21 protein-coding genes are annotated in these 24,750 nt (G+C 60.8%); 16 read left to right on the forward strand and 5 right to left on the reverse strand.

What is annotated here, in order from left to right; translation table 11 throughout:
* Positions 1 to 323: 323 nt before the first annotated feature.
* Positions 324 to 2,549, forward strand: a complete 2,226-nt coding sequence (locus tag ACO07N_RS25670) for an NADP-dependent isocitrate dehydrogenase (protein WP_421983718.1) — start codon at positions 324 to 326, stop codon at positions 2,547 to 2,549.
* 348 nt (positions 2,550 to 2,897) lie between these two features.
* On the opposite strand, the gene ACO07N_RS25675 is transcribed toward ACO07N_RS25670, so the two are convergent.
* Complete coding sequence (locus ACO07N_RS25675) at positions 2,898 to 3,854, reverse strand: AraC family transcriptional regulator (protein ID WP_421983719.1); 957 nt, start codon at positions 3,852 to 3,854, stop codon at positions 2,898 to 2,900.
* Positions 3,855 to 4,034: 180 nt separating this feature from the next.
* Between ACO07N_RS25675 and ACO07N_RS25680 the strand changes: the two genes are divergently transcribed.
* The 7 genes from ACO07N_RS25680 to ACO07N_RS25710 all read left to right on the forward strand — a co-directional run bounded on the left by ACO07N_RS25680 (position 4,035) and on the right by ACO07N_RS25710 (position 10,618).
* Positions 4,035 to 4,406 (forward strand): SPW repeat domain-containing protein, encoded by a 372-nt coding sequence (locus ACO07N_RS25680; RefSeq protein WP_421983720.1) that lies wholly within the window; start codon positions 4,035 to 4,037, stop codon positions 4,404 to 4,406.
* Between the two features lie 218 nt (positions 4,407 to 4,624).
* Positions 4,625 to 5,110, forward strand: a complete 486-nt coding sequence (locus ACO07N_RS25685; protein ID WP_421983721.1) for a YHS domain-containing (seleno)protein — start codon at positions 4,625 to 4,627, stop codon at positions 5,108 to 5,110.
* Between the two features lie 374 nt (positions 5,111 to 5,484).
* Complete coding sequence (locus ACO07N_RS25690; RefSeq protein ID WP_421983722.1) at positions 5,485 to 6,681, forward strand: RNA ligase RtcB family protein; 1,197 nt, start codon at positions 5,485 to 5,487, stop codon at positions 6,679 to 6,681.
* Positions 6,678 to 7,346 (forward strand): peptide chain release factor H, encoded by a 669-nt coding sequence (gene prfH / locus ACO07N_RS25695; RefSeq protein ID WP_421983723.1) that lies wholly within the window; start codon positions 6,678 to 6,680, stop codon positions 7,344 to 7,346. The genes ACO07N_RS25690 and prfH overlap by 4 nt, the downstream gene beginning before the upstream one ends.
* 107 nt (positions 7,347 to 7,453) lie before the next feature.
* Positions 7,454 to 8,188 carry an HAD family hydrolase gene (locus tag ACO07N_RS25700; protein ID WP_421983724.1) on the forward strand — a complete coding sequence of 245 codons (735 nt, stop codon included), beginning with the start codon at positions 7,454 to 7,456 and terminating at the stop codon, positions 8,186 to 8,188.
* Between the two features lie 152 nt (positions 8,189 to 8,340).
* Positions 8,341 to 9,558, forward strand: coding sequence for an NADP-dependent isocitrate dehydrogenase (locus ACO07N_RS25705; protein ID WP_421983725.1), 1,218 nt, complete (start codon positions 8,341 to 8,343; stop codon positions 9,556 to 9,558).
* Between the two features lie 418 nt (positions 9,559 to 9,976).
* Positions 9,977 to 10,618: a glutathione S-transferase family protein gene (locus ACO07N_RS25710; protein ID WP_421983726.1), complete on the forward strand. Its 642-nt coding sequence runs from the start codon at positions 9,977 to 9,979 to the stop codon at positions 10,616 to 10,618.
* A gap of 3 nt (positions 10,619 to 10,621) precedes the next feature.
* Here ACO07N_RS25710 and ACO07N_RS25715 read toward each other — a convergent pair whose 3' ends face one another.
* On the reverse strand, positions 10,622 to 11,317 hold the full coding sequence (locus ACO07N_RS25715; protein ID WP_421983727.1) for an aspartate/glutamate racemase family protein: 696 nt from the start codon (positions 11,315 to 11,317) through the stop codon (positions 10,622 to 10,624).
* A gap of 61 nt (positions 11,318 to 11,378) precedes the next feature.
* On the opposite strand from ACO07N_RS25715, the gene ACO07N_RS25720 reads away from it, so the two are divergent.
* A complete protein-coding gene (locus ACO07N_RS25720; protein WP_421983728.1) occupies positions 11,379 to 11,840 on the forward strand; it encodes a hypothetical protein in 462 nt (153 codons plus the stop codon).
* Between the two features lie 31 nt (positions 11,841 to 11,871).
* Here ACO07N_RS25720 and ACO07N_RS25725 read toward each other — a convergent pair whose 3' ends face one another.
* Positions 11,872 to 13,143, reverse strand: coding sequence for a cyclic nucleotide-gated ion channel (locus tag ACO07N_RS25725; protein WP_421983729.1), 1,272 nt, complete (start codon positions 13,141 to 13,143; stop codon positions 11,872 to 11,874).
* Between the two features lie 202 nt (positions 13,144 to 13,345).
* Here ACO07N_RS25725 and ACO07N_RS25730 point away from each other — a divergent pair, with 202 nt between their 5' ends.
* The gene (locus tag ACO07N_RS25730; RefSeq protein WP_319382788.1) at positions 13,346 to 13,471 is read left to right on the forward strand and encodes a hypothetical protein; all 126 of its coding nucleotides are present in this window, start codon (positions 13,346 to 13,348) and stop codon (positions 13,469 to 13,471) included.
* A gap of 76 nt (positions 13,472 to 13,547) precedes the next feature.
* On the opposite strand, the gene alaS is transcribed toward ACO07N_RS25730, so the two are convergent.
* A complete protein-coding gene (gene alaS / locus ACO07N_RS25735; RefSeq protein WP_421983730.1) occupies positions 13,548 to 16,205 on the reverse strand; it encodes an alanine--tRNA ligase in 2,658 nt (885 codons plus the stop codon).
* Positions 16,206 to 16,461: 256 nt separating this feature from the next.
* A complete protein-coding gene (recA, locus tag ACO07N_RS25740) occupies positions 16,462 to 17,553 on the reverse strand; it encodes a recombinase RecA (RefSeq protein ID WP_421983731.1) in 1,092 nt (363 codons plus the stop codon).
* 309 nt (positions 17,554 to 17,862) lie between these two features.
* On the opposite strand from recA, the gene ACO07N_RS25745 reads away from it, so the two are divergent.
* The 6 genes from ACO07N_RS25745 (at position 17,863) to ACO07N_RS25770 (ending at position 24,680) form a co-directional block, all read left to right on the forward strand.
* A complete protein-coding gene (locus tag ACO07N_RS25745) occupies positions 17,863 to 18,804 on the forward strand; it encodes a PfkB family carbohydrate kinase (RefSeq protein WP_421983732.1) in 942 nt (313 codons plus the stop codon).
* 96 nt (positions 18,805 to 18,900) lie between these two features.
* The gene (locus tag ACO07N_RS25750; RefSeq protein ID WP_421984490.1) at positions 18,901 to 19,830 is read left to right on the forward strand and encodes a pseudouridine-5'-phosphate glycosidase; all 930 of its coding nucleotides are present in this window, start codon (positions 18,901 to 18,903) and stop codon (positions 19,828 to 19,830) included.
* 78 nt (positions 19,831 to 19,908) lie between these two features.
* Complete coding sequence (locus ACO07N_RS25755) at positions 19,909 to 20,748, forward strand: NAD(P)H-binding protein (RefSeq protein ID WP_421983733.1); 840 nt, start codon at positions 19,909 to 19,911, stop codon at positions 20,746 to 20,748.
* 242 nt (positions 20,749 to 20,990) lie between these two features.
* Positions 20,991 to 22,196: a cell surface protein gene (locus ACO07N_RS25760; RefSeq protein ID WP_421983734.1), complete on the forward strand. Its 1,206-nt coding sequence runs from the start codon at positions 20,991 to 20,993 to the stop codon at positions 22,194 to 22,196.
* A 59-nt stretch (positions 22,197 to 22,255) separates the two neighbouring features.
* The gene (locus tag ACO07N_RS25765; RefSeq protein WP_421983735.1) at positions 22,256 to 23,191 is read left to right on the forward strand and encodes a DUF6384 family protein; all 936 of its coding nucleotides are present in this window, start codon (positions 22,256 to 22,258) and stop codon (positions 23,189 to 23,191) included.
* Between the two features lie 37 nt (positions 23,192 to 23,228).
* Entirely contained in the window at positions 23,229 to 24,680 is a 1,452-nt protein-coding gene (locus ACO07N_RS25770) for a hypothetical protein (protein WP_421983736.1), read from the forward strand.
* The last annotated feature ends 70 nt before the right edge of the window (positions 24,681 to 24,750 follow it).

Here is a 24,750-nt window from a genome sequence, read left to right on the forward strand (position 1 = left end):
AATTCTGCGTGAGCGAAGCGAACACCCTTCTCAAGACCACTATGATAAGCCGCGCCTTCGGCGCGAAATACGTCTGGATTCCGGATCGGCGCGCAGCTGTTGCTGCGCTGGTCCGGAATGACGTCCAGGTGGTTGGAATGCCTGCCCCTCCCCAATTGCCTTTTCCCGCCTGTTTGCTAGAACGTGGCCGATCAACAGCCTTTGTCTTTCGAAGGGCTGGCTTTTGATTGCGTACAATTGTATACGCTAGGCGAAATTCCGATCCCGGGGGCCCGATCCCGCCCCTGGCGAGCACCCGTCGAACACATCGAACACTGGGAAATGTGAGCACCATGGCCGATATCATCTACACCAAGGTCGACGAAGCGCCCGAGCTGGCAAGCGCCTCGTTTTTGCCCATCATCCGCACCTTCACCAAGGCAGCGGGGCTTACCATCGGCACCAGGGACATATCGCTTGCAGGCCGTGTCCTGGCGAATTTCCCCGAATACCTGACCGACGACCAGAAGCAGTCCGACGACCTTGCCGAACTCGGCCAGATGGTCAAGCAGCCGGATGCCAACGTGATCAAGCTGCCGAACATCTCCGCCTCCCAGCCGCAACTCAATGCCGCGATCGCGGAACTGCAGGCGCAGGGATACAAGCTGCCCGATTATCCGGCAGACCCGGCAACCGAGGAAGAAAAGGCCGTCAAGGCGAAATACGACGCGATCAAGGGCTCCGCCGTGAACCCGGTGCTGCGCGAAGGCAACTCCGACCGCCGCGCGCCCAAGGCAGTCAAGGAATACGCCAAGAAGAATCCGCACCGCATGGGCGCTTGGTCCAATGCGTCCAAGACCCACGTGGCAACGATGGGCGAGAACGACTTCTTCTCCAACGAAAAGTCGGTCACCGTCCCGGCTGTCTCCACGGGCACCGCGAAGATCGAGTTTGACGCCAAGGGTGGTGACCTCACCGTGCTGAAAGCCGACTGGCCGCTGGAAGAAGGCGACGTCATCGACGCGACCTTCATGAGCGTCAAGGCGCTGAAGACCTTCCTGGAGAAGGAAATAGAGGACGCCAGGACCCAGGGTGTGCTGTTCTCGCTGCACCTGAAAGCCACCATGATGAAGGTCTCCGACCCGATCCTGTTCGGCCACTGCGTCAGAGCGTTTCTGAAGGATGTCTTTGAAAAACATGCCGCGACCTTTGCCGAACTCGGCGTCAACCCGGATCTCGGCCTCGGCGACCTGGAAGCCAAGGTCGCGAGCCTTGCCGCCGACAAGCGCGCGGAAGTGGAAGCCGACATCAAGGCAGCGCTCGAGAGCGGCCCGGACCTTTACATGGTGAACTCCGACAAGGGCATCACCAACCTGCATGTTTCCTCCGACGTCATCATCGACGCCTCCATGCCGGCCCTGATCCGCGCAGGCGGCAAGGGCTGGGGTCCGGACGGCAAGGAACACGATGCCAAATGCGTCATTCCGGACAGCTCCTATGCCGGCGTTTATTCCGCCGTGATCGATTTCTGCCGCGAGAACGGGGCGCTTGACCCTGCCAAGATGGGCACGGTGCCGAATGTCGGCCTGATGGCCCAGAAGGCCGAGGAATACGGTTCTCACCCGCAGACCTTCAAGGCCCCGGCTGACGGCGTCATGCGCATCGTTGACGAAGCCGGCAACACGCTGCTCTCGCACGAGGTCGAGGAAGGCGATATCTGGCGCGCCTGCCGCACCAAGGACGCCCCGATCCGCGACTGGGTCAAGCTCGGTGTCACCCGTTCGCGCCTCTCCGGCATGCCGGGCGTCTTCTGGCTGAACGAGAAGCGCGCCCACGATGCGGAGCTGATCAAGAAGGTCAATGCCTACCTGCCCGAGCACGACACGTCCGGTCTCGATCTGAAGATCATGGCGCCGACCGAGGCGGCCAGGTACTCCACCGAGCGGATTGCCCGTGGCGAGGACACCATCGCGATCACCGGCAACGTCCTGCGCGACTACCTGACCGACCTTTACCCGATCCTGGAAGTCGGCACGTCTGCCAAGATGCTGTCCATCGTGCCGCTGATGAACGGCGGTGGCCTGTTCGAAACCGGCGCCGGCGGTTCTGCCCCGAAGCATGTTCAGCAGCTTCAGGAGGAAAATTACCTGCGCTGGGATTCGCTTGGCGAGTTCTGCGCGCTCGGCGCGTCGCTCGAGCATCTTGCCAACGCCAAGGACAACGCCAAGGCACAGGTCCTGGCCGATGCGCTCGACACGGCCATTGAAGGCCTGCTCGACAACGACAAGTCACCGGCGCGGCGCGTCGGCGGCCTCGACAACCGCGGCAGCCACTTCTACATCGCGCTCTACTGGGCACAGGCTCTGGCCGTCCAGGACAAGGACGCGGATCTGAAGGCCCACTTCACGCCGATCGCCGAGGCGCTGTCCGCCAACGAAGACAAGATCGTCGGTGAGCTCAACGGCGTTCAGGGCTCCCCGGCCGACACGGGCGGCTACTACCACGCCCCCCAGGCCAAGGTCGACGCCGTCATGCGCCCGAGCGCGACCCTGAACGACATCATCGGCTGACCCGCCGGTCACGACGCGGATCTCCAGGGGGCGGATTTTCCGCCCCCTTTTTCGTGTGTCTGGAAAGCCTCTGAAATCCCTACACCTTGCCCGGTCGCCACCAGCGTCATTCCGGACAAGCGCAGCGACGCTGCACTGGTCCGGAATCCAGACATCTTTCGCGCTGAAAGCGCGGCTATCGCTGCAGACGAAATTGAGGTCGCTCCGCTCCCGCTCATATCTGGATTCCGGATCGGCGCGCAGCTGACGCTGCACTGGTCCGGAATGACGAAACCTATGTAAAGTGGAAGATCACAGTTTCCGAACAGCCGCCCTGTGCGCTCCGGAATAACGTTGGGGCGCAAGCCACTAGACCGGCTCCGCTGCCAGAGGTGCCCCCAACCGCCGCATCTGGCCGGGTGTCTGGTTGAACTGGCGCTTGAACGCGCGGTTGAAGGCGGCCTCGGAGCTGTAGCCGATGTTTTCCGCAATATCGATCAGCGGCAGGTCCGTGTCGCGCAGGTCCCGGCGAGCCTTTTCCATGCGCCAGTGCGTGACATAGGCCAGCGGTGTCATGCCGACGAGATCGGTAAAGCGTTCCGCAAAGACGGTGCGCGACATACCAGCCTCCCGCGCCAGTGTCTCAACGGTCCAGGGCTGTTCGGGCGCTGAATGTATCCGGGACATGGAACGTCCCAGCTTCGGATTGAGCACGGCGGCGAGGCAGCCTGCCCGGTCGCCCTCCTGATCGACAAAGGTGCGCACCACCTGGATGAAGATGATCTCCGTCAGCCGGTGCACGATGGCGTCGGAGCCCGGCAGGCTCGCGCGCACTTCGCTGGCAACGAAGCGCATGACCGTCTCCAGCCAGTGGGCGTTCAATGTCTCGGTGTTGGGAACATGGATGACCGGCGGCAGCGCATCGAGGATCGGATGAACCGAGCCGTCCTCGAATTCGAAATGCCCGCAAAACAGCTTGCAGCTTTGTTCCTCTTCCGGTCCGCCATAGTAGAGCGCCCCCTCGCCCGTATACCCGGTTTCCTGAAGGACCTGATCGACACTTGTTGCCTCCCGCCCCAGGTCGTCGCACAGGACGTGTGCGGCCCCGTGCGGGATCACCACCAGATCGCCGGTTGCCAGATAGATCGGCGCTGCGTGGCCCTCGACCTTCAGCCAGCAGGCACCGCGCATCGCCATGTGGAACCGGGCGACATGGCCGAAGGACGGAACGGCGACCGCCCAGGGCGGTGAGAAGTTCGTGTGAAAGTAGATCGATCCGCGCAGCTTCAGGGCATCCAGGATCTGGCTAAGGGCATCGTTCTTCATGTCTGCTCATCTCGAATGTCGGCCTGAACCCTTTTTGCGGTTTCTGCTGCCGTACCGCAAGTCCGGCGGACGATCAGTCGATTTTGGGGGACTTTCGTGCATGGAACAATCACGACGCTCGGATCATCTTGAGGCTCATAGGGCACACGCCTCCCATCCGTCCCAATGAAGGAGCACGACATGAACATCCGCTTTGTCACCAAGACCATTCACGCCTATCTCGACTATCCGGTTGCCCTCGGCCTAATCGCACTGCCGATGCTGCTGGGTCTCGGCCAGTCCAATCCGCTCGCCTTCTGGCTTTCCGTCACGACTGGCTTCGCGGCGCTGATCCTGACCATCCTGACCGACCACGAAACCGGCCTGATCCGGATCCTGCCCTACTCGTTCCACCTGATCGTCGATTTCGCGGTCGGTGTCGTTTTCCTGGCAGCACCATTCGTGCTCGGCTTCAAGGGGATCGATTTCGCCTATTATGTCGTCAACGCGCTCGCGGTCCTCGCGGTCGTCTCCCTGCACAAACCCGAGACCGGCGCACCGCAGGCGGCTTGAAGACGACCCATTCAAGCTGCACCTGTCCCTCCCGGAACCGCGATCGGAAAGACACCGGCCATTAGCCGGTGTTTTTCATTTTGAGCCCCGTCCCGGACGATCTGCAAATTCAGACGATGTTTCGCGCATGGATCTGTCAATGCTCTGAACGCAAGGTGATCACGGCTGACACACGGACCAGCCACACAGACCTCAGATCCAGACAAGGAGAAAACAACATGCCCCTATCAAAGACACTCATTGCCGCCGCGTTGCTTGGCGTCGCCACCCTCTCCAGCCCCGGCTTTGCCGCGGACGAATACAACACGTCCAACGGCCTGACCGCTGCCGGAGCCCCGCTCGGCATGCACGGTGTCGACCCGGTCGCATTCGTCAATCTCGGCAACCGGATCGACGGCGCGGCCAATCACACCGCGGTTCACGATGGTGTTGCCTATTACTTCTCGTCGAAGGAAAGCATGGACAGGTTCACCGCCGATCCGGCGGCCTACCTGCCGCAGAACGGCGGCTTCTGCACGTTCGGTGTCTCCGTCGGCAAGAAGTTCGACGGTGATCCGCAATACGCCGCCATCGTCGACGACAAGCTCTATCTCTTCCTGAACGAGGAGATTTTCCAGGCGTTCCAGAAGGACGAAGCCGGAACCATCGCCAAGGCCGAAGAGAACTGGAAGAAGATCCGGTCGACCGCTGCAAAGGATCTCTGACGGGCGTGTCCGAGACCGGACGCAAGACGTGAAACAGGCATCAGGCGCATCCCGGGATGCGCCTGACTTTCTTTTCGGCCGGTCAGACGCAACTGACCAACAGCGCGTTGCAGCTTGGCAACAGGAACCGGCGAATGCCCGGACCATACGCGTTGGCGCTTGCATACTGACGCGGCTGCGCTTATCTACCCGCCACCGCGACACGCGGTTCGACGATTTTTGAAAACGGGACGAAGAGACATGACGATCATGTTGCGCGCGCCCAAGAGGGCGGCAAACCTGCGCTGATCCGCGACTGCGGTGCGGCGGAGGCATACCCGGGGCAAGCATGACCTTGCACCCGAGAGATCTCCTGTTTTCAAAAGGGTTCCCAAATGGGCACTTCTCAAAAGGAGGGGCCGGTTGCATCTGCGGATGCCGCGCCCGTCCATCGCTTTTTTTCAAGGACGACCTGGATCGAAGGTGCTGCCGAAGAGCAGCTCGACCTTGTGTCAAAAATGGCCGGTGTCACGCACGTGGCAGCGTTCCCGGATCTGCATCCGGGCAAATACGGCCCTGTCGGCAGTGCAATCCTGGCCGACCGCATCTATCCTCAGCTGATCGGCAACGATATCGGCTGCGGCATGAGCCTCTTTGCGCTCGATCTGCCGGCCCGCAAGCTGCGGCTCGACAAGGCCGCGCAGAAATTCCGGATACTCGAAGGACCGTGGGACGGAGACGCAGGCGCGCGTCTTGCCGCTTCCGGCCTCTCGCGCGACCTCCATCCCCAGGCGCTCGGCACCATCGGGGGCGGCAATCATTTTTGCGAGTTGCAAGTGGTCGGCGAGACAGAAAGCAGCTGTCTTACAGAGGATCTGGATCTGAAGAAAGGCGACCTCGTGCTGCTGGTCCATTCCGGATCGAGATCGCTGGGCATGTCCGTATTCGGGTCTGTGCGGGACAGCTTCTCCGGACTTGACCCGGAGAGTTCCGGGGGCACGGCCTACCTTGCCGCACATGGTGACGCGGTGCGCTGGGCCAGTCTCAACAGGCAGCTGATTGCCGAAAGGGCGGCGGATGCCCTGCGCACCGGTCTTCGCCTGGTCTGCGATGCCCCGCACAACCTGATTGAAGCTCACAAGGACTGGCTCCTGCACAGGAAAGGGGCTGCAAAAGCCGACGCACCCCTGGTGCCGCTCGCCGGGTCCCGCGATGCCTTGAGCTACCTGCTGGTTCCCCGCAAGAACAGGCCGGACGCCCTCGCCTCTCTGGCGCACGGTTCGGGCCGCAAGTACGATCGACGATCAATGACAGGCCGTGCCGGCAAGACACGTTCGGACCGGGAAAACCTCGTGCGCACATCGTTCGGCGGACAGGTGATCTGCGAGGACCGGCAGCTTCTCATCGAGGAGGCTCCGGGCGCCTACAAGGATCCCGGACAGGTGTTGGAAGATCTACGGTCCGAAGGGCTTGCAGAGCGCGCCGCAACCCTCAAACCGCTCCTCACCTTCAAGAAGGCAATCAGCGACGACCTTCTGTCCGCCCGGCTCGACAAGCGCAACCGCCTGAACAAGCGGAGGGCCGATCGATGACCGCGTCCCCTCACAGACATCTGCTCGTGACGAGCGGAGACGGGCCACGCGAATGCCGGCGGGCGGTTGCACATGCACTGCGCCGGATGAAAACGGAGGCGGAGGCACAGGGACTGCGTTTCGCGGCAGAAGTCTCCGAGCCAGCTCGTGGCGAGGATCCGTCTTCTGCCCTGGTGACGGTCTCCGGTACCAGGGCCGATCAGTTGGCGAACAGCTGGTCAGGCACGATAAAGTGGATCTGCAAGAGCCCGTTCCGTCCGCATCACAAGCGGCAGAACTGGTTCATCGGCGTGTTCGATGTGGTCTTTTCGGATTTGCCGGAGTTTGATCTGGACGCCGGATCGCTCAGGACCGAGACGTTTCGTTCCGGCGGACCCGGCGGCCAGCACCAGAACACGACGGATAGCGGTGTCCGGATCACGCATCTGCCGAGCGGACTTGTTGCCACCTCGACGGACGAGCGGTCGCAGCACAGGAACAAGCAGGTTGCGCTCGACCGGTTGAAGATGCTTTTCGTGCTCAGGCAGGAAGAGAGCCGTGCGAATGACCGGTCGGTGCAAAACCGCTTGCACCGCCAACTGGAGCGCGGCAACCCCGTGCGTGTTTTCCAGGGCGACCGGTTCGCGGAGGCCACAAATCGCATGGGGAAAGTGGCACGGGGGTAGCCCACGCGTGGAAAATCCATGTTGCCTCGCCGCCGTGGCTCGTGCGACTAGGGCATTGGACGATAAGCTTGAGCCGCAACACATCAGCAAATGATCGGGACCAGCCAATGACGTCAGAGGATCTGCTAACCAGGAAAACGGAAATTGAGGCGATCCTGTTCGACAAGGACGGCACCCTGCTTGATTTCGATGCGGCCTGGGGACCGGTCTACCGGCAAGCCGCAAGCATTGCCGCAAGAGGTGTGTCTTCCGATACCGAGCGCTTTCTTCTGGCCTCTGGCCTGGATCCGGCAACAGGCAAACCGGCCGCAGGATCACTTTTGGCCGCCGGCAACACGGAGGAAATCGCACAGGCCTGGATCGCTGACGGCGCCCGCTACGCGCTTGAGGAGCTGACGGCAGACCTCGATCGCCTTTTCATCGAGCGGATGCACGATGCCGCCCCCTTGCCGGGAATTCGCGAAGCTGTCGAAACGTTGCTGGCGCGCGGCCTCCGGCTTGGTGTCGCCTCCAGCGACAGCGAAGCGGCCATCCGGGCGTTTCTCGCCGGCACCGGTCTGGCGCCGAAATTCGCGTTCGTCACGGGTTACGACACCGGCCACGGCCCCAAGCCCGAGCCCGGAATGGTGCACGGGTTTGCCGAAGCGGTCGGCCTTCCCCCTTCCGGCATCGCGGTGATCGGCGACAACATGCACGACATCGATATGGCGCGCGCGGCCGGTGCGGGCCTGACGATCGGCGTTCTGACGGGCACCAGTCTGCGCAAAGACCTCGAACCGCATGCGGATGTGGTGCTGGAAAGCGCTGCTGACCTGCCCGCACTCCTCTTCGATCCCGGATAGACGGACGCCGAATCCGGGTTTCCTGCAGAAGATGATGTTGCAACGCAAACCTTAATTGTATACAAGCGCACACAATAAATTTCCGCTACAACAGGTGCCCGTACACCTCCTTTCCAGATCCCGGTTCCCGACAAAGCGAGGCAGACCCGTCCATGTCAAAGATCAAAGTCGACAATCCCGTTGTAGAACTCGACGGTGACGAGATGACACGCATCATCTGGGCGTTCATCAAGGACAAGCTGATCCACCCCTATCTTGATGTGGATCTGCTCTATTACGACCTTTCCATTCAGAAGCGGGACGAGACCGACGACCAGATCACCGTCGACGCCGGCAACGCGATCAAGGAACACGGGGTCGGCATCAAGTGCGCAACCATCACGCCCGACGAGGCGCGCGTTGAGGAATTCGGCCTGAAGCGCATGTACCGGTCCCCGAACGGCACCATCCGCAACATCCTTGGCGGCGTGATCTTCCGCGAACCAATCATCATGCAGAACGTGCCGCGCCTTGTGCCGGGTTGGACGCAGCCGATCATCGTCGGCCGTCACGCGTTCGGCGACCAGTACAGGGCGACCGACTTTACCTTTCCCGGCAAGGGAAAGCTGACGATCCGGTTTGTGGGCGAGGACGGGACTGAAATCGAACGCGACGTTTTTGATGCCCCCTCCTCCGGCGTCGCGATGGCTATGTACAATCTGGACGACTCGATCCGCGACTTTGCGAGGGCATCGTTGAACTACGCTCTTCAGCGCAAGGTTCCCTGTTATCTCTCCACCAAGAACACGATCCTCAAGGCCTATGACGGCCGCTTCAAGGATCTGTTCCAGGAGATCTACGATGCCGAGTTCAAGGACGATTACGCCGAAGCCGGCATCTGGTACGAGCATCGCCTGATCGATGACATGGTCGCCTCGTCCCTCAAATGGTCCGGCGGCTATGTCTGGGCCTGCAAGAACTATGACGGCGATGTCCAGTCCGACACCGTTGCGCAGGGTTTCGGGTCCCTTGGCCTGATGACCTCGGTCCTGATGACCCCGGACGGCAAGACCGTGGAGGCGGAAGCCGCCCACGGCACGGTCACCCGGCACTACCGCCAGCACCAGAAGGGCGAGAGCACGTCGACGAATTCGATCGCCTCGATCTTCGCCTGGACCCGCGGTCTGGCGCACCGCGCCAAGCTCGACGGCAACGAGGAGTTGGCACGGTTTGCAAGGACGCTGGAGAAGGTCTGTGTCGACACCGTGGAATCCGGCTTCATGACCAAGGATCTCGCCTTGCTCGTCGGTCCGGACCAGAGCTGGCTGACGACAACCGGGTTTCTCGACAAGATCGACGAAAACCTGGCCAAGGCGATGGCCGCGGCCTGACCGGCACGGCACAAACCGGCCAGGATGTGACCTGCATCCTGTTTCCAGCAAGAGAACGAGGTTAGGGTCAGGACACATTAATTTGTTTGAATTGGCGCAGCAAACGGCAATGAGCTGAAAGGAAAAGCGCGACAAGCGGGCTTCCTGCCCGGTTGAGCGGTTTGACGTAACAGATCGAAGCCGTTTTTGCGTCCCGCAGGGATAGGGTGAATTTGCCCGGCAACATCGTTGCAAACCTTTGGAAACCGGACGGTTTCCTGCAGCTTTGCGCCTCGTATCCGAACAAATTCATCCCTACCAATTCATACAAATTAATGTGTCCTGACCCTAGATTTCCGGGTCAGCTCAGGCGTCGCCGCCTGAGCACCCAACCAAAAGCGCGTGCAGACGCCTTGCACGAACGCGATTGAAGGACACCATGATCGAACTCTTTGGCGCCGACTATTCGGTTTACGTGCGTTCCGTGCGCCTCGCACTTGAAGAAAAGGGACTGGATTACACCATGTCGCCCATTGACGTTTTCGCTCCCGAAGGCGTCTCTGAGGACTATCTCTCGCTCAATCCGTTCGGCAAGATCCCGACGTTCCGGCACGGCGACTTCGTTCTCTTTGAAACGGACGCCATCCTGCGATACCTGGATGAGGCATTCGACGGCCCGCGGCTGCAGCCCTCTGTTCCCCGCGACCGGGCCGTCATGAACCAGATCCTTTCGATCCTCGATGCCTACGCCTACCGCACATGTGTGTGGGAGATCTACGTGGAACGCGTCGAAAAAACCCGCGGCGGCGCTGCCGCCGATGAGGTCAGGATTGCGTCCGCACTCGGAGAGGCCCGGAAGATCGTCGGCACACTTGAAACCCTGATCGCCAGCGAACCGTTCATGCTCGGATCAGATATTTGCCTCGCGGACTGCCACGCCGCGCCGATGCTGCACCTGTTGGAACAAGCCGAGGAAGGCGCAATGCTTTTGAAGAGAGCACCTAAACTGGCCAGGTGGCTGGAAATGATGCGGGCGCGCCAGAGCTTTCAAAAAACCGCGCCGGCCCCGCACACCAAATAGAAACTAGCCACCAAGCGCAAAATCGAGCCCGGCCTTCGCGTGCAGCGCCGTCGTGTCGAAGGCCGGCACTGAAAAGTCGTCTTGAGACACCAGAAGACCGATCTCGGTACAGCCGAATATGACACCGTCCGCACCGGCCTCTATTTCCTGCTCCACGATGTCCAGATAGGTCTGCTTGGAGTCCGCCCAGATCTCGCCCTGGCAGAGCTCTTCATAGATGATCCTGTGGATTTCGGCCCGGTCGTCTTCGCCGGGAACTTTCACGGAAATTCCGTGATTGCGCTCCAGGTGCCCTTTGTAGAAATCCTGCTCCATCGTGTAGGCCGTTGCCAGCAGCAGCGGACGGGAACACCCCGCTTCGCGGATGGCGGGCGCGGTCGCGTCCGCAATGTGAAGGAGCGGGATATCTATGGCATCCTGCACCTCTTCAGCCATCTTGTGCATGGTGTTTGTGCAAATGACGAGACAGTCCGCACCACCCTGTTCCAGCCGGCGCGCCGCCGCAACCATGGCCCCGGTTGCCTTTTGCCAGTCCCCTGCGGCCTGAAAGGCCGCGATTTCGGCAAAGTCGAAGGACCATATCAGGCACTTGGCGGAATGCAGACCACCCAGGCGCTCGCGCGCCATCCTGTTCAGATACTGATAGTAGGTGACCGTGCTTTCCCAGCTCATTCCCCCAAGCAATCCAATGGTTTTCATGTTAGCGTCTCCGGGTTTCAGAGAGTGGTTCTTTTCAATTGCAATGTCAGGGAAAACTATAATGCGCAAGACATTGAGGCGGCAGGTGTTCTCAAGAAATTTTCATGGCCTTGCGATTACGATGGTAAGCCTGTTTCTGTTGACGGCGGGTGCAGCGGCACAGTCCGTCTACGAGCCTGCGCGCGGGTCGGCGGAGCGGCGCGACATCCTTAACGCCATTCGCCCGATGGTGGAAGTGCGCGTCGGCCCGCCGGTCGAGTTCGTGGTCAGCTGGATGCGGTCCGGCGCAGGCTGGGCGTTCGTCAACGTCAATCCGCAGCGGCCGGGCGGCGGCAGGATCGATCCGTATCTGACGACGTTCGCCAGCCAGGCCGAATACATGGACGGCCTCTCCACCTATGCCCTGCTGCGCTACCAGTATGACCGCTGGAACCTGGTCGATTTCGTCATCGGCCCCACCGACGTCTTCTGGCAAGGTGATCCGCTCTACACACAGGTTCCGCCCGGTCTCACGCCCTATTGAGCGAATAAGTCTGTAGGTCAACGCGGTGGCGTCATGTTTGCTTGGGCGTGTCTGGTGCAGTGTCTTCGTCGAACGACAGCTCGGGCTCGTCGCCACCTTTGTTGGACGAAGCATAAACGCCTGCCTGGTGAAGTTCTTCCTCCGCCAGTTCCCCCAGCACTTTTTTGCCCTCGTGGACCCGCTCCCGCGCCTCGTCCATGATTTTCTTTGCCAGCGTGGCATCCTTGTCCATCAGCCGATGCAACGCATCCGATTCAAGAACAAGCAACTGGCAATCACGATAGGCCGTCACGGTTGCCGTTCGCCGGCTCTGGTTGATGAGGGCAAGTTCGCCGAAGAAGCTGCCCTCGCCGAGATAGACCGTGTCGTGCTTGAGATTGATGGCGACCTCGCCTTCCGAGATGAAATACATGCGGTCTGCAACGTCACCCTGGGCCGCAATGATCCCGCCCTTGCGCACCGTCTGGGCCTGCAGAAGTTTCGACACTTCGGCGATCTCGGTTGCCTTCAGATCCTCGAACAGCGGCACGCGCGCAACCATGGACCAGGTCACCACGAAATCGCGCGAGTGGATTTCGCGCGCGAAAGCCGATGCGATGATCCCGACAGGCAGCGCGATCAGGCCATAGCCCATCAGCATGACGAAACTACCGAGCAATTTACCCAGGTTGCTGACCGGCACCACATCCCCGTATCCCACGGTGGTGATGGTCGTGATCGCCCAGTACATGCCGTGGAGAATGCTGCGGAACTTCTCGGGCTGAATATTGTGTTCGACCAGATACATCAGCGTCGCCGACAGCAGGATCACACCGAAGATGATCATGCTTGATCCAAGCAGGGCCTTCCGCTCACCCACGACAGCGGAGATCAGCGACCTGAGCGCCGGCGAATAGCGCGCCAGCTTCAGGAACCGCAAGAGACGCAAGATAACGACGATCGTGACCGCCTGGTTGGGCAGAAACAAAACGAACAGCAGCGGCAGCGCGCCGATCAGGTCGATAATCGCATCGGGATGCACGGCATAGCGCAGACGCGACCAGAGCGGTCCGTACCGGCGCAGCGGCGGGTGGAGGTCGGCGACGTAGATCCGCAGCACATATTCGACAAGGAAAACGAAACCGCTGCCAAGCTGGACGAAGCGCAGGTGATGGCCGAACGTGGTGCGGACCTGCGGTACCGTCTCAAGAACGGCCAGCACGATATTCAGGAGGATTAGAAAAACCAGGAAGTGGCGCAGCGACCGCGCTGCAACCCGTCTTTTGCCTGTGTCTTCAAGCACTTCATAAAGTGCCCGTTTCAAGCTTTCGTCCTGCACCGCTCGCTCCGATCTGACAGCCTGCACGTTCATGAATAGCCCAACATCGGCCCGTGACAAAATCGGGCCCGCCGCCTGATCACGGCATTCGCGCAAAGCCGTGAGAATCCGGCGCTCCAATGTGATTGGGCAAAATTGTCGCAGAACCCATTTCTAGGGTGTGGGCACAACAGATTAGGAGAATGAGATGACAATTGAGACCAACAAAGCCCGTGCCGCAGAGACCTCGCCGCATCACGTCGTACTGAAAATGCTGATTATCTCGACATTTTCATCCGCCGCCGCATTGGCCCTGGCCGCGGCCCTGAACTGACAACCCTTTACCCTTTCCAATGAAAAAAGCGTGCCCATTGGCACGCTTTTTCATTTTTGAGCAGAAAGTTCGAACGTCACAGCCCGGCAAGATGGGATTCGATCGCCTCGATCGCGCTTCCTGCCTTCGCGCCGTCCGGGCCGCCTGCCTGCGCCATGTCCGGCCGGCCACCGCCACCGCGTCCGCCAAGGGCCTCGGACCCGATGCGAACCAGATCGACAGCGCTCACCTTCTCGGTCAGATCGCCGGTCACGGCTGTCACGATCGCCGCCTTGCCGTCTTCCGCCACACTGATCAGGATAACCACGCCGGAGCCCAACTGGGCCTTGGCTTCATCGGCCATGCCCTTCAGATCCTTCGGGTTGATCCCCTCGACGGCCCGCGCCATCACCTTGAACGCACCGGCCTCTTTCACTGGCGCGGCGCCGTTGCCGCCGCCGCCCATGGCAAGTTTCTTCTTGGCGTCGGCAAGTTCCTTCTCAAGCTTACGGCGCTCGTCGACAAGCTGCGCAACCCGGGCCGGGACATCGTCCGCACCGGTTTTGAGCAGCGCTGCGATTTCGCGCATGCGCTTGTCCTGTGCATCGAGATAAGTGCGGGCCTCGGCTCCGGTCAGAGCCTCGATCCGGCGCACACCTGCCGCAACCGCACTTTCCGATACCAGCGTGACAAGCCCGATATCCCCTGTCCGCTTGACATGGGTGCCACCGCACAGTTCCAGCGAATAGGGTTTGCCTTCCTTGTCGCCATGCAGCGCCGTTCCCATGGAGACAACACGCACTTCCTCGCCGTATTTCTCACCGAAAAGGGCCATGGCACCTGCCTCGATCGCATCGTCGACCGCCATCAGGCGGGTTTCGACGGGCGCGTTCTGCAGGATGATCTCATTGGCAAAGGTCTCGACTGTCGCCAGCTCACCATCATCCATCGGCTTCGGATGCGAGAAATCGAAGCGCAGCCGGTCTGGTGACACGAGTGATCCCTTCTGGACGACGTGGTTGCCGAGAACCTCGCGCAGCGCTTCGTGAACCAGGTGGGTCGCCGAGTGATTGGCCCTGACGGCGCTCCTGCGGCCATGATCGACCTTGAGTTCCAGCGCCAGGCCTGCGATCAGTTCGCCTTCCTCGACGGTCACGGAGTGAACAAACAGACCGTCGGCCTTCTTTTGCGTATTCGTCACGGACACTTTCAGCCCCGGGGCAAGCATCACACCCGTATCGCCGACCTGGCCGCCGCTTTCCCCGTAAAACGGTGTCTGGTTCAGGACGACGAAGCCGCTTTCGCCGGCCGAAAGCCTGTCGATTTCCTTGTCTTCGGACGCCAGCGCGGCAACCACGCCTTCCGCGGTTTCCGTTTCATACCCGAGAAAGTCGGTCGCCCCATGCTTTTCCTTGATCGCGAACCAGACGGCTTCCGTCGCAGCACCGCCGGATCCCGACCAGGCCGCCCGTGCCTCGGCTTTTTGCCGTTCCATGGCAGCAGCGAAGCCATCGGTATCGACGGAAATATCGCGCACGCGCAGCGCGTCCTGGGTGAGATCAAGCGGAAAGCCGTAGGTGTCGTAGAGCTTGAAGGCGGTTTCCCCGTCCAGCTGACCTCCGGCGGTCAGATCTTCCGTTGCGCTGTCGAGAAGGCCCAGCCCCCGTTCCAGAGTCTTGCGGAACCGCGTCTCTTCAAGTTTCAGCGTTTCGGTAATCAGATCTTCCGCCCGGGACAGCTCCGGATAGGCGCGCCCCATCTCCCGCACCAGAGCCGGAACAAGCTTGTGCATGAGCGGCTCGCTCGCGCCCAGAAGATGCGCATGTCGCATGCCGCGCCGCATGATCCGTCGCAGCACATATCCCCGGCCCTCGTTCGAGGGCAGAACGCCGTCCGCGATCAGGAAACTCGTTGACCGCAGGTGGTCGGCAATGACCCTGTGACTACCGAGCGCCTCGCCGGCGGCCTCCACGTTGGTCTCATGTTCGGACGCCGCGATGAGAGCCTTGAACAGATCGATATCGTAATTGTTGTGCACACCCTGCAACACGGTCGCGAGACGTTCGATCCCCATGCCGGTATCGATGGACGGGCTTGGCAGGTCCAGCCTCTCCTCGACTGTCTGCTCGTACTGCATGAAGACGAGGTTCCAGATCTCGATGAACCGGTCGCCGTCTTCTTCGGGTGTTCCCGGAGGACCGCCCCAGATGTGGTCGCCATGATCATAGAAGATCTCCGAGCACGGCCCGCACGGTCCGGTATCGCCCATCGACCAGAAATTGTCCGAGGTCGGGATGCGGATAATCTTGTCGTCGCTGAGCCCGGCGACCTTCTTCCAGAACCCTGCAGCTGCATCATCTTCCGCGTAGACCGTCACCAGCAGGCGGTCTTTCGGAAGGCCGTATTCCTTGGTGATGAGGTTCCAGGCAAGCTCGATCGCCCTTTCCTTGAAGTAATCGCCAAAGGAAAAGTTGCCGAGCATTTCGAAAAACGTGTGGTGCCTTGCGGTGTAGCCGACATTGTCCAGGTCGTTGTGCTTGCCGCCGGCGCGCACGACTTTCTGCGCCGTGACGGCGCGCGAATAGGGCCGCGTCTCCAGACCGGTAAAGACGTTCTTGAACTGGTTCATGCCCGCGTTTGCGAACATCAGCGTCGGATCGTTGCGCGGAACAAGCGGCCCGGATTCGACCACTTCATGATCGTTTTTCTTGAAGTAGTCCAGGAACGTGGAGCGGATTTCATTTACGCCGGTCATTCGGGTCTCGCATCGGTCCGGCCCGTTCTTGGGGCCAATTGAAAAAGGCAGCAGGCATTCAGTATCCGCATCGGGATCTGCGCCGGAACAGCCTTTTAGCTTTGACCTTAAATCCTGTCCAGCAATTGCGCGTTTTCAGGCCTTCGCAGGATGCATTCATTTGTACCGCTCTTGCCTACAGCACATAAGCAAAAGGCCCTCTCCCTTTCCGGAGAGGGCCTTTTCGACCTGTGTTTGTTCCCGTGTCCGGGAGCGATCAGGTTGCCGGCGGCATTTCCTGATCTTCCAAAGCGTCCTCGGAACCTTCCGGATCGATGATGGCCTCGGCGATCAGGCCCGCATTCTGGCGGATGGCCAGTTCGATTTCGTCCGCGATTTCCGGATTTTCCTTCAAAAACTGCTTGGCATTCTCCCGGCCCTGACCAAGGCGCTGGCTGTTGTAGGAGAACCACGAACCGGATTTCTCGACCACGTTGCCCTTGACCCCGAGATCGATCAGTTCTCCCATCTTGGAAACACCTTCGCCGTAGACGATGTCGAATTCGACCTGACGGAAGGGAGGCGCCAGCTTGTTCTTGACGACTTTCACCCGGGTCTGGTTACCGACCACCTCGTCACGGTCCTTGATCGATCCGATACGGCGAATGTCAAGACGGACCGAGGCGTAGAACTTGAGGGCGTTTCCGCCCGTGGTGGTCTCGGGAGACCCGAACATCACCCCGATCTTCATGCGGATCTGGTTGATGAAAATGACCATTGTATTTGACTTGGAGATGGAGGCGGTGAGCTTGCGCAGCGCCTGGCTCATGAGACGCGCCTGCATGCCCGGCAGGCTGTCGCCCATCTCGCCTTCAAGTTCCGCTTTCGGCGTCAGGGCCGCGACGGAATCGATCACGAGCACATCGATTGCCCCGGAGCGAACCAGCGTATCGGCAATTTCAAGCGCCTGTTCACCGGCATCGGGCTGCGAGATCAGAAGATTGTCGATATCGACGCCCAGCTTGCGGGCATAGACGGGATCGAGTGCGTGTTCCGCGTCCACGAACGCGCAAATGCCGCCGTCTTTCTGTGCCTCGGCGACCGTATGAAGTGCCAGCGTCGTCTTGCCCGAGGATTCAGGCCCGTAGATCTCCACGATGCGGCCACGCGGCAAGCCGCCGATCCCGAGCGCGATATCAAGACCGAGGGAACCGGTCGATACCGCCTGGATCTCCACGGCCTGCCCCTGACCCATCCGCATGATGGAGCCCTTGCCAAAGGAGCGTTCGATCTGGCTGAGCGCTGCATCCAGCGCTTTTGTCTTATCCATCTGGCTGCTTTCTACGAGACGAAGTGTACTTTGCGACATGGCTCACGCTCCTTATTCCACGATGGACGCGTTGTTTCAATATTGGGATTTGTACCCTATTTGTTCCAATAATACAAGTCACCGGAACCAATTGGTATTAATATAAGAATTAGGGTTTGTTTCCAATATGTTCCGCAGACGCCTCAGCAAAAGTCCCGTTACGTCAAACGAACATGGAAACATATCGTGATTCTCTCGATCCGCAGAATCGCCGGCCCGCAACGCGGTTGCCGATGACCGCATGATCTGTTAGCCGCATGCGTCAGTGCCGCCGGCCCGGCGGCGTCCTCAGGACGATGGTCTTCAGCTTTGCAAACTGCTGCCCCCACCCGTTTCGTTTCCATTGGCGCTGTCCATTCCGACACGGTCGCCCATGCGGAGGAGCGCATCCGGCGCGAGACGTCGACGCCCGCAAGGCTCTCCGCATCGCCCGGCGGGGTGGCGACCAACATCGCCCGCGCGGTCAATGCTCTCGGTATTCCGGCCCACCTGATCGGAGCAGTCGGGAAAGATGCTGCGGCCACCACCCTGCGTGAGCAGCTGACGCGGGAGGGTTTGAACCTCACATTCGTCCCCCGCCCGGGTCATGTGACCGGCCAGTATCTCGCCCTGCACGATCCGGACGGCTCGCTGGCCGCGGCATGCGTTGATGATCGTGTTCTCTCCGAGGCTCCGCCGGATGTTTTCGATCACGCGATTTCAGAACTGCGGCAAGTTCACGACACCAAGCTTCACTGGTTTGTCGACACCAACCTGCCGGAAGCAACTTTGGCACGCGTCATCGCCGCCATCGGTGGCGGCGTCATCTACGCGAATGCTGTCTCGGACGCCAAGGCCCCTCGCCTCAGACCCTTCCTGGCCGATCTGGCGTGTGTTTCGCTCAATCGCGGCGAAGCCGCTGCACTCCTGGAGATGCCGGTCCATACGCCCCCGGAGGACCTGGCGGCCGCCTTGCGCCTGGCCGGACTGAAACAATTCATCCTGACCGGCGGAAGCAGCGACCTGCTGGCCTGTTCCGATGGCCACACAGAGCGCATGAGCCCGCCCCCGTCCGACGTCGTCAACGTGACCGGAGCCGGCGACGCGCTCAGCGCGGGTTTTCTGGCGGCACTGCTTCAAGGCCTTGGGTTCTTCAAATCGGTCCGCTTCGGACTGGCCGCAGCATCATTGACACTTGAAAGCACGGGTGCGTTCGCGGACGGTCTGTCCTGGGACAAACTCGAGAAATTTGCCCGGACGGACAAAATTTGAACTTGGCCCGGTCCGGCCCCCTGCCTATAAGGTCCCTGCCGCGCGGCCCGGGACCTCGGACCTGGAAACACTTCATCAGGAAAGGCGTCGCAGGTGATGCAGTCTCTCGACGGAACGGAACTCAGACAATTGCTCGTTCACAGCGACGAGGTTCGCGATGCCTTGGCGTCGGGAAAGCCTGTTGTCGCGCTTGAATCGACGATCATCACCCACGGCATGCCCTTTCCGCGCAATCTGGAAACTGCACGGCAGGTCGAGGCGGATATCCGCAGCGAGGGCGCGGTGCCGGCGACCATTGCGCTGATGGACGGAAAAATTCATGTGGGCCTCAGCGATGACGATCTCGAGCGGCTTGCCCGCGCTGAAAACGTCATGAAGTGCTCCAGGGCCGATCTGACCTTTGCACTGGCGACCGGTACATACGGCGCCACCACGGTTGCCGCCACGATGATGGCAGCGGATCTTGCGGGCATCCGGGTCTTCGCAACAGGCGGTATCGGCGGTGTCCACAAGGGCGCGGAAGAGAGCTTCGATGTCTCCGCGGATCTTGACGAACTGGCGCGGACACCTGTCTGCGTCGTCTGCGCCGGGGCGAAAGCGCTTCTGGATCTGCCGAAAACGCTTGAGGTGCTGGAAACGAAGGGCGTTCCGGTGATTGGTTTCGGCACCGCCGAACTGCCCGCCTTCTGGTCGCGCGAAAGCGGGCTCGATGCCCCCTATGTTCTGAATACGCCGGCGGAAATCGGTGCCCTAATGAAGATGCGGGCGAATTTCCCCGATCACGGCGGCGTCCTGATCGCAAATCCTGTTCCCGAAGAGAATGAAATCTCGCGCGCGGAGATGGCAGGCTACATCGATGCGGCGATCCGCAAGGCAGGGTCCGCGGGTATCAGGGGCAAGGATGTGACGCCTTATGTCCTGGGCGCGATCCTGGAGCTCACGGACGGCCGCAGCCTTGATACCAACATCGCGCTTGTGCGCAACAATGCCCGCCTGGCGGCAAGGATCGCGTCCGAACTGGCGTGACCCGAGCCGATCCAGGCTTGACGCTGCGGGGGCGAGACGGTTTTCTCGGATGTCGACACGACACCGGGGAGCGCCGCCATGAAACTTGCCGTTACCGCAGCATCGGGCCAGCTCGGGCGCGCGGTTATTGACCATCTGAAAACGCTCCACCCCGCCCAGCACATTGTCGGTGTTGCGCGCACGCCCGAAAAGGCGGTGGACCTTGGCGTCGAAATCCGCACGGGCAGCTACGGCGACCGGGATGCTTTTGAAAGCGCCCTCCGGGGTATCGATGCCGTGCTTCTGATTTCGGGAAACGACGCCCCGGAAAAACGGATTGAGCAGCACAGGGCCGTGATCGACGGCGCACGCGCAGCAGGCGTCCGCCGTTTCGTCTACACAAGCGTTCAGGGCCCCGAACAGGGCGGCGGTTTTGCAGAGATCGTTGACAGCAACCGCCGGACCGAGGCCGATGTGCGGCAATCCGGCCTGGACTGGGTGATCGGTCGAAACGGCATCTATATCGAACCGGACCTCGAATATATCGACAGTTACAAGCGTCTCGGCGGCATCCGAAACTGTGCCGGCGACGGCGGCTGCGCCTATACCACCAGGGCCGAACTGGCGTTTGCCTATGCCTGCCTTCTTCGCGACAGCAGCCACGACGGCAAGACCTACAATCTGAGCGGACGCCCGATCACCCAGAGCGAGCTGGTCGGCTTCATGAACCAGGCGCTCGGCACGGAAATGACATACGAATTTGTCGATCCGGAACGTTTCAGGCAAGACCGGATAGCCGAGATTGGGGACTTCTACGGAACGGTTGTCGCCGGCATTTACGAGGCGATCGCAGCCGGAGCCTTTGACAATGAAAGCGATTTCCATGCCGCGACCGGGCGCGAGCACGTGTCCTGGTCTGACGTCTTCTCGAAAATCTAGGTTGCCTGGGATGACCGCCGGACGGCCCCCATGCCGTCTTTCATGCGCATGAAACGTTGCCGATGTATCCGGTTTCAGCACCGGTTGCCGGGCTTCACCGCCCAAAAAACCGTAAGCCGTTGACACAGCGGCGATAGCCTGCCCTTACTTGCGGCATAATATTTTGAATGGAATGGCCGGGCAGCATTTTTCCGGGCGCAACAAGCGTTCAACAACAGGCTGTTTCAAAGAGGAGGCTGAAAATGTCGGAAGCGCCATCATCAGAAAACAACACCCCCGAAACGGCGCCGGCAGGCAGCTTTTCGCCGCTTCAGTATCTCGATCGGGCCCTGTCCACCTTGCGCGACATCGGCATCACGCCTGAATCGGAAGCCGACGCTCCGATCAATGCCCTGCTCGAACAGATTTCGGACCTGTCGCCCGACAAGGTCCTGGTGATTTCGCGCACGCTCGCGCAGGCCTCCAACTTCAACGAGGTCGTCCGCACCCAGGTCCAGCAGATGGACATCGGTGAACGCTACGAAGAGATAACCAACGCGTTCAACTCCATTCGCGACGATGCCAAGACGCTGGTTGATCAGCTCGCGGACGGCAAGATCTCGTTCACGGAGAACCTGTCGAACAAATGGCGCGACATGCGCCGCGGCACGATTTCGGACCGCTTCCAGGATATCCGCGGGACCTACAAGGATGTCGCCCGGGCCACCAAGGACCAGATCGAGCGGGAACAGACGATCCTGGAAGCCTATCGGGACTTCCGGGGTGCGCTGAAGCAGGCGGAAGTTACCGCGCTCGAACTGTTGAACATGGCGACCGAGAAGCTGAACGGCAAGAAACTGGCTCTGGAAACCGCGTCCAAGGACGTTGAAGGATATGCCGGTGACGATCCGGCCCAGAAGGCCCGGCTTGAGCTGGCGCGCGACGAGCGGCTTCGCGAAATGCAGGACGAGGAAAAGCGCTACCAGATCGCCAAGGATCTCTCCGACAACCTGACCGTCGGCTACAACACATCGGAAGTGATCATGGCGCGCCTGGTTCAGACCACCAACGCCAAGGAACGCGTTTATGCGCAGTCCGTCAGCTTCTTCTCCACGAATGAATCCGTCCTGACGGCTCTGAATGCCTCCTTCACCGGATTGCAGGGCCTGCACGAGAGCACCGAGACCCTGAACGCCATGAAAGAAGGCATCAACAAGAGCCTCGAAACGCTGGCGGAAATAGGCGACGCGGTCCAGAAGGAAGCACTCAAGGCCGGTTATGGCCCGACGGTCGCGGCCGCCTCCGTGAAAAAGCTCGTCGATTCCGTCGTGAATTTCCAGGTGCAGTCCCGGGAGATCATCTCCGAGATGCGCGACATGTCGACGAAGAACTCCGAAGAGATCCGGAACGCGGTTGAAGAAGGCAAGCGGCGTCTTGCCAAATTGACCGCTCAGGGACAGGGTCTCTGATACCAGCCGATTGAAGCGGGCCGGGCCGGTGCCGGCCCGCCTATGGAAAACAGGTTCTGATGGCTAGCAGGGCAAACAAAACCGACGCACCGCTCGACGACCTCATGATGGTCATGGATGTGGTTGACACGTTGCGGCATGAGGAGAGCCAGGTTGCGCGCGAACTGAAGGCGGACGAGCGCGACGCCGCGATGGTGGACCGGCTGCGGCAGGTCTATGCCTCGCAGGGTATCGAGGTGCCCGACCACATTCTCAAGGCAGGCGTCGAAGACCTCAAGCGCGACCGCTTCGTCTATTCCCCGCCCAAGACCGGGTTCCAGCGCACGCTGGCCATGATCTATATCTCAAGGGGTACCTGGTCGAAATGGCTCGCGGCAGCCTGTGCCGTGCTCCTTGTCGTGGTGGTTGCCTGGTACTTCCTTGTCGTCATGCCGAAACAGCGCGCCGAGGCGGATCTGCTTGCACGTCTGGAGGCCCTGCCCGCTGCATATTCGGAGCTGGTCGGACGCATCGATTCCCTGACGGACGACACCGGCGTCGAAGCAACTGCTGCAACCCTTGCCGAAGACGGACGGCTGGCCCTGCAGGACGGCAAGAACGAGGCAGCATTCAAGGCGGAACAGGATCTGCGCGACCTGGCCGCGCGGCTGCAGCAAGTCTTCGAAGTCCAGATCGTCTCCCGCGAGGGAGAGCCCACCGGACTGACCCGGATCCCGGAAGCGAACCCCAACACCGAAAACTTCTACATCGTCGTCGAGGCCGTCGATCCGGACGGCAATGTTGTCGAACAATCCATTCAGTCGGAAGAGAGCGGGACTGCAGAGCGCGTAACCAAATGGGGACAGCGCGTTTCGGAAAACATCTATGACGCCGTCCGCCGCGACAAGCTGGAAGACGGCATCGTTCAAAAAGGTGTCCTCGGCCAGAAGCGCCGTGGAAAGTTGGACATCAACTGGAACAGCGGTGTTCAGGACGGAGCAATAACCAAATGGTAGCGGTGTTTTCCTCGACCCGGGCCACGGAGGTTTGCCAATGCTGACCGGACGGCAGACCCTGGGCACGATCGAGCATTCGATGGCGGATCTCAGGCGCGAGGAAGCCGAGTTGAGCAAGCGCATCGAACGCTCCACCCGCGCTGTCACCGACCTTCAGGAACGGCAGAGCGAGGCCTATCGCGATCTCGCCAGGTTCCGTCTCGATACCGATGCTGCCGGAACCCTGAACACCCGCCTGGACAGTGCCGCTCGCGAGGCAAGGCGGCTGCTCGACAAGCGCAACGACGACTACAAGGTCCTGAGCGAGCAACTGCGCCAGAGCGAGACGGAGCGCAATCAGAAACTCAAGAAACGCCAGGAGCTCGACGAGGCCCGCGACCAGGCCGAAAACCAGATGGACGAGTTGATGGACGCCGTCGACGGCCGCCTGGAAAACGACAGCGCGTATCTGGCGCAGCGCGAGGCCACGGAACAGGCCATCGCGACGGCCGAGGCCGCCGCCGACAAGGCCGGAACCTCGGAACAGGACCGGGAAAGCAAGGGCAAGGCCTATGATGCCGATCCGCTTTTCGTCTATCTCTGGGAACGCGGTTACGGCACCCCGGACTACGCCTATCGCGGCCTCACTAGGTCACTCGATCACTGGGTCGCAGGCCTGATCCGCTTTGACGACGCCCGGGCAAACTATGCCATGCTGACCGGCATTCCGGACCGGTTGGCAAGGCACGCGGAACGCTGCGCCGAGATTGCCGAGCAGGAAGAGGAAAAACTCGCCGAGTTCAGCCGCAATGCCATGACCGATGCAGCCGGGACCGATCTCGTCGGCACGATTGAAGCCCATAGCGACGAGATCGACCAGCTCGACACCGAAATCGAGAAGCTCGAGCAGCAGATAGACACCCTGTCAAATGCGCTTGCCGAGTTTTCCGGCGGTGAAGACGCCGGTTTTCAGAAGGCTGAGGAACATCTGTCGGAATCGCTCAAGTCGGACGACTTGAACGACCTCTGGCGCGCTGCCATCGATACTCCTTCGCCGGAAGACGAAAAGATCGTGCAACGCATCGAAGATTTCCGCGAACGCGTGGAACAGGTTGCGCGCGAGATTCGCCAGGATCGCGAACTGCAGCGTGACATCGGCCGCCGTCGGGCGGAACTTGCCGACGTGATCAAGCGCTTCCGCTCCAAGGGCTACGGCAGCTGGGAATCGACCTTCTCCGACGACAAGCTGACGACCGTCCTGCTCGGCGAACTGGTCAAGGGCGCAATAACGGGTGCCGACTATTGGGCGCGTGCGGAACGATCCCACAAGCGGCGCAAGCCGCGCGGCCGCAAAGTGGCGTTTCCGAACGGCACCGGCCTGCCGAAATCCATGGGTGGTTTCGGCCGAGCGGGACGCAGGTCCGGCCGGAGTGGTGGTTTCGGCGGCGGCGGTTTCAAACGCGGCGGCAGTTTCGGTGGCGGAGGTTTCAAGACCGGTGACAGTTTCTAGGAACGTCCGCACTGTTGTCCGGATTGACCCGGTCATGATCTATTGAGGCGACCCACGGTCAATGAACTTG

It is taken from the genome of Roseibium sp. (assembly GCF_965229775.1).
Classification (GTDB): domain Bacteria; phylum Pseudomonadota; class Alphaproteobacteria; order Rhizobiales; family Stappiaceae; genus Roseibium.

Excerpts from the sequence above, each read along its gene's own strand:
- ACO07N_RS25675 (WP_421983719.1), bottom strand. The coding sequence starts at position 3,854 with ATGAAGAACGATGCCCTTAGCCAGATCCTGGATGCCCTGAAGCTGCGC.
- recA (WP_421983731.1), bottom strand. The coding sequence starts at position 17,553 with ATGTCGCAAAGTACACTTCGTCTCGTAGAAAGCAGCCAGATGGATAAG.
- ACO07N_RS25680 (WP_421983720.1), top strand. The coding sequence starts at position 4,035 with ATGAACATCCGCTTTGTCACCAAGACCATTCACGCCTATCTCGACTAT.
- ACO07N_RS25760 (WP_421983734.1), top strand. The coding sequence starts at position 20,991 with ATGTCGGAAGCGCCATCATCAGAAAACAACACCCCCGAAACGGCGCCG.
- prfH (WP_421983723.1), top strand. The coding sequence starts at position 6,678 with ATGACCGCGTCCCCTCACAGACATCTGCTCGTGACGAGCGGAGACGGG.
- ACO07N_RS25750 (WP_421984490.1), top strand. The coding sequence starts at position 18,901 with ATGCAGTCTCTCGACGGAACGGAACTCAGACAATTGCTCGTTCACAGC.
- ACO07N_RS25715 (WP_421983727.1), bottom strand. The coding sequence starts at position 11,317 with ATGAAAACCATTGGATTGCTTGGGGGAATGAGCTGGGAAAGCACGGTC.
- ACO07N_RS25730 (WP_319382788.1), top strand. The coding sequence starts at position 13,346 with ATGACAATTGAGACCAACAAAGCCCGTGCCGCAGAGACCTCGCCGCAT.
- ACO07N_RS25770 (WP_421983736.1), top strand. The coding sequence starts at position 23,229 with ATGCTGACCGGACGGCAGACCCTGGGCACGATCGAGCATTCGATGGCG.
- ACO07N_RS25705 (WP_421983725.1), top strand. The coding sequence starts at position 8,341 with ATGTCAAAGATCAAAGTCGACAATCCCGTTGTAGAACTCGACGGTGAC.
- ACO07N_RS25690 (WP_421983722.1), top strand. The coding sequence starts at position 5,485 with ATGGGCACTTCTCAAAAGGAGGGGCCGGTTGCATCTGCGGATGCCGCG.
- ACO07N_RS25700 (WP_421983724.1), top strand. The coding sequence starts at position 7,454 with ATGACGTCAGAGGATCTGCTAACCAGGAAAACGGAAATTGAGGCGATC.
- ACO07N_RS25755 (WP_421983733.1), top strand. The coding sequence starts at position 19,909 with ATGAAACTTGCCGTTACCGCAGCATCGGGCCAGCTCGGGCGCGCGGTT.
- alaS (WP_421983730.1), bottom strand. The coding sequence starts at position 16,205 with ATGACCGGCGTAAATGAAATCCGCTCCACGTTCCTGGACTACTTCAAG.
- ACO07N_RS25765 (WP_421983735.1), top strand. The coding sequence starts at position 22,256 with ATGGCTAGCAGGGCAAACAAAACCGACGCACCGCTCGACGACCTCATG.
- ACO07N_RS25710 (WP_421983726.1), top strand. The coding sequence starts at position 9,977 with ATGATCGAACTCTTTGGCGCCGACTATTCGGTTTACGTGCGTTCCGTG.
- ACO07N_RS25685 (WP_421983721.1), top strand. The coding sequence starts at position 4,625 with ATGCCCCTATCAAAGACACTCATTGCCGCCGCGTTGCTTGGCGTCGCC.
- ACO07N_RS25720 (WP_421983728.1), top strand. The coding sequence starts at position 11,379 with ATGCGCAAGACATTGAGGCGGCAGGTGTTCTCAAGAAATTTTCATGGC.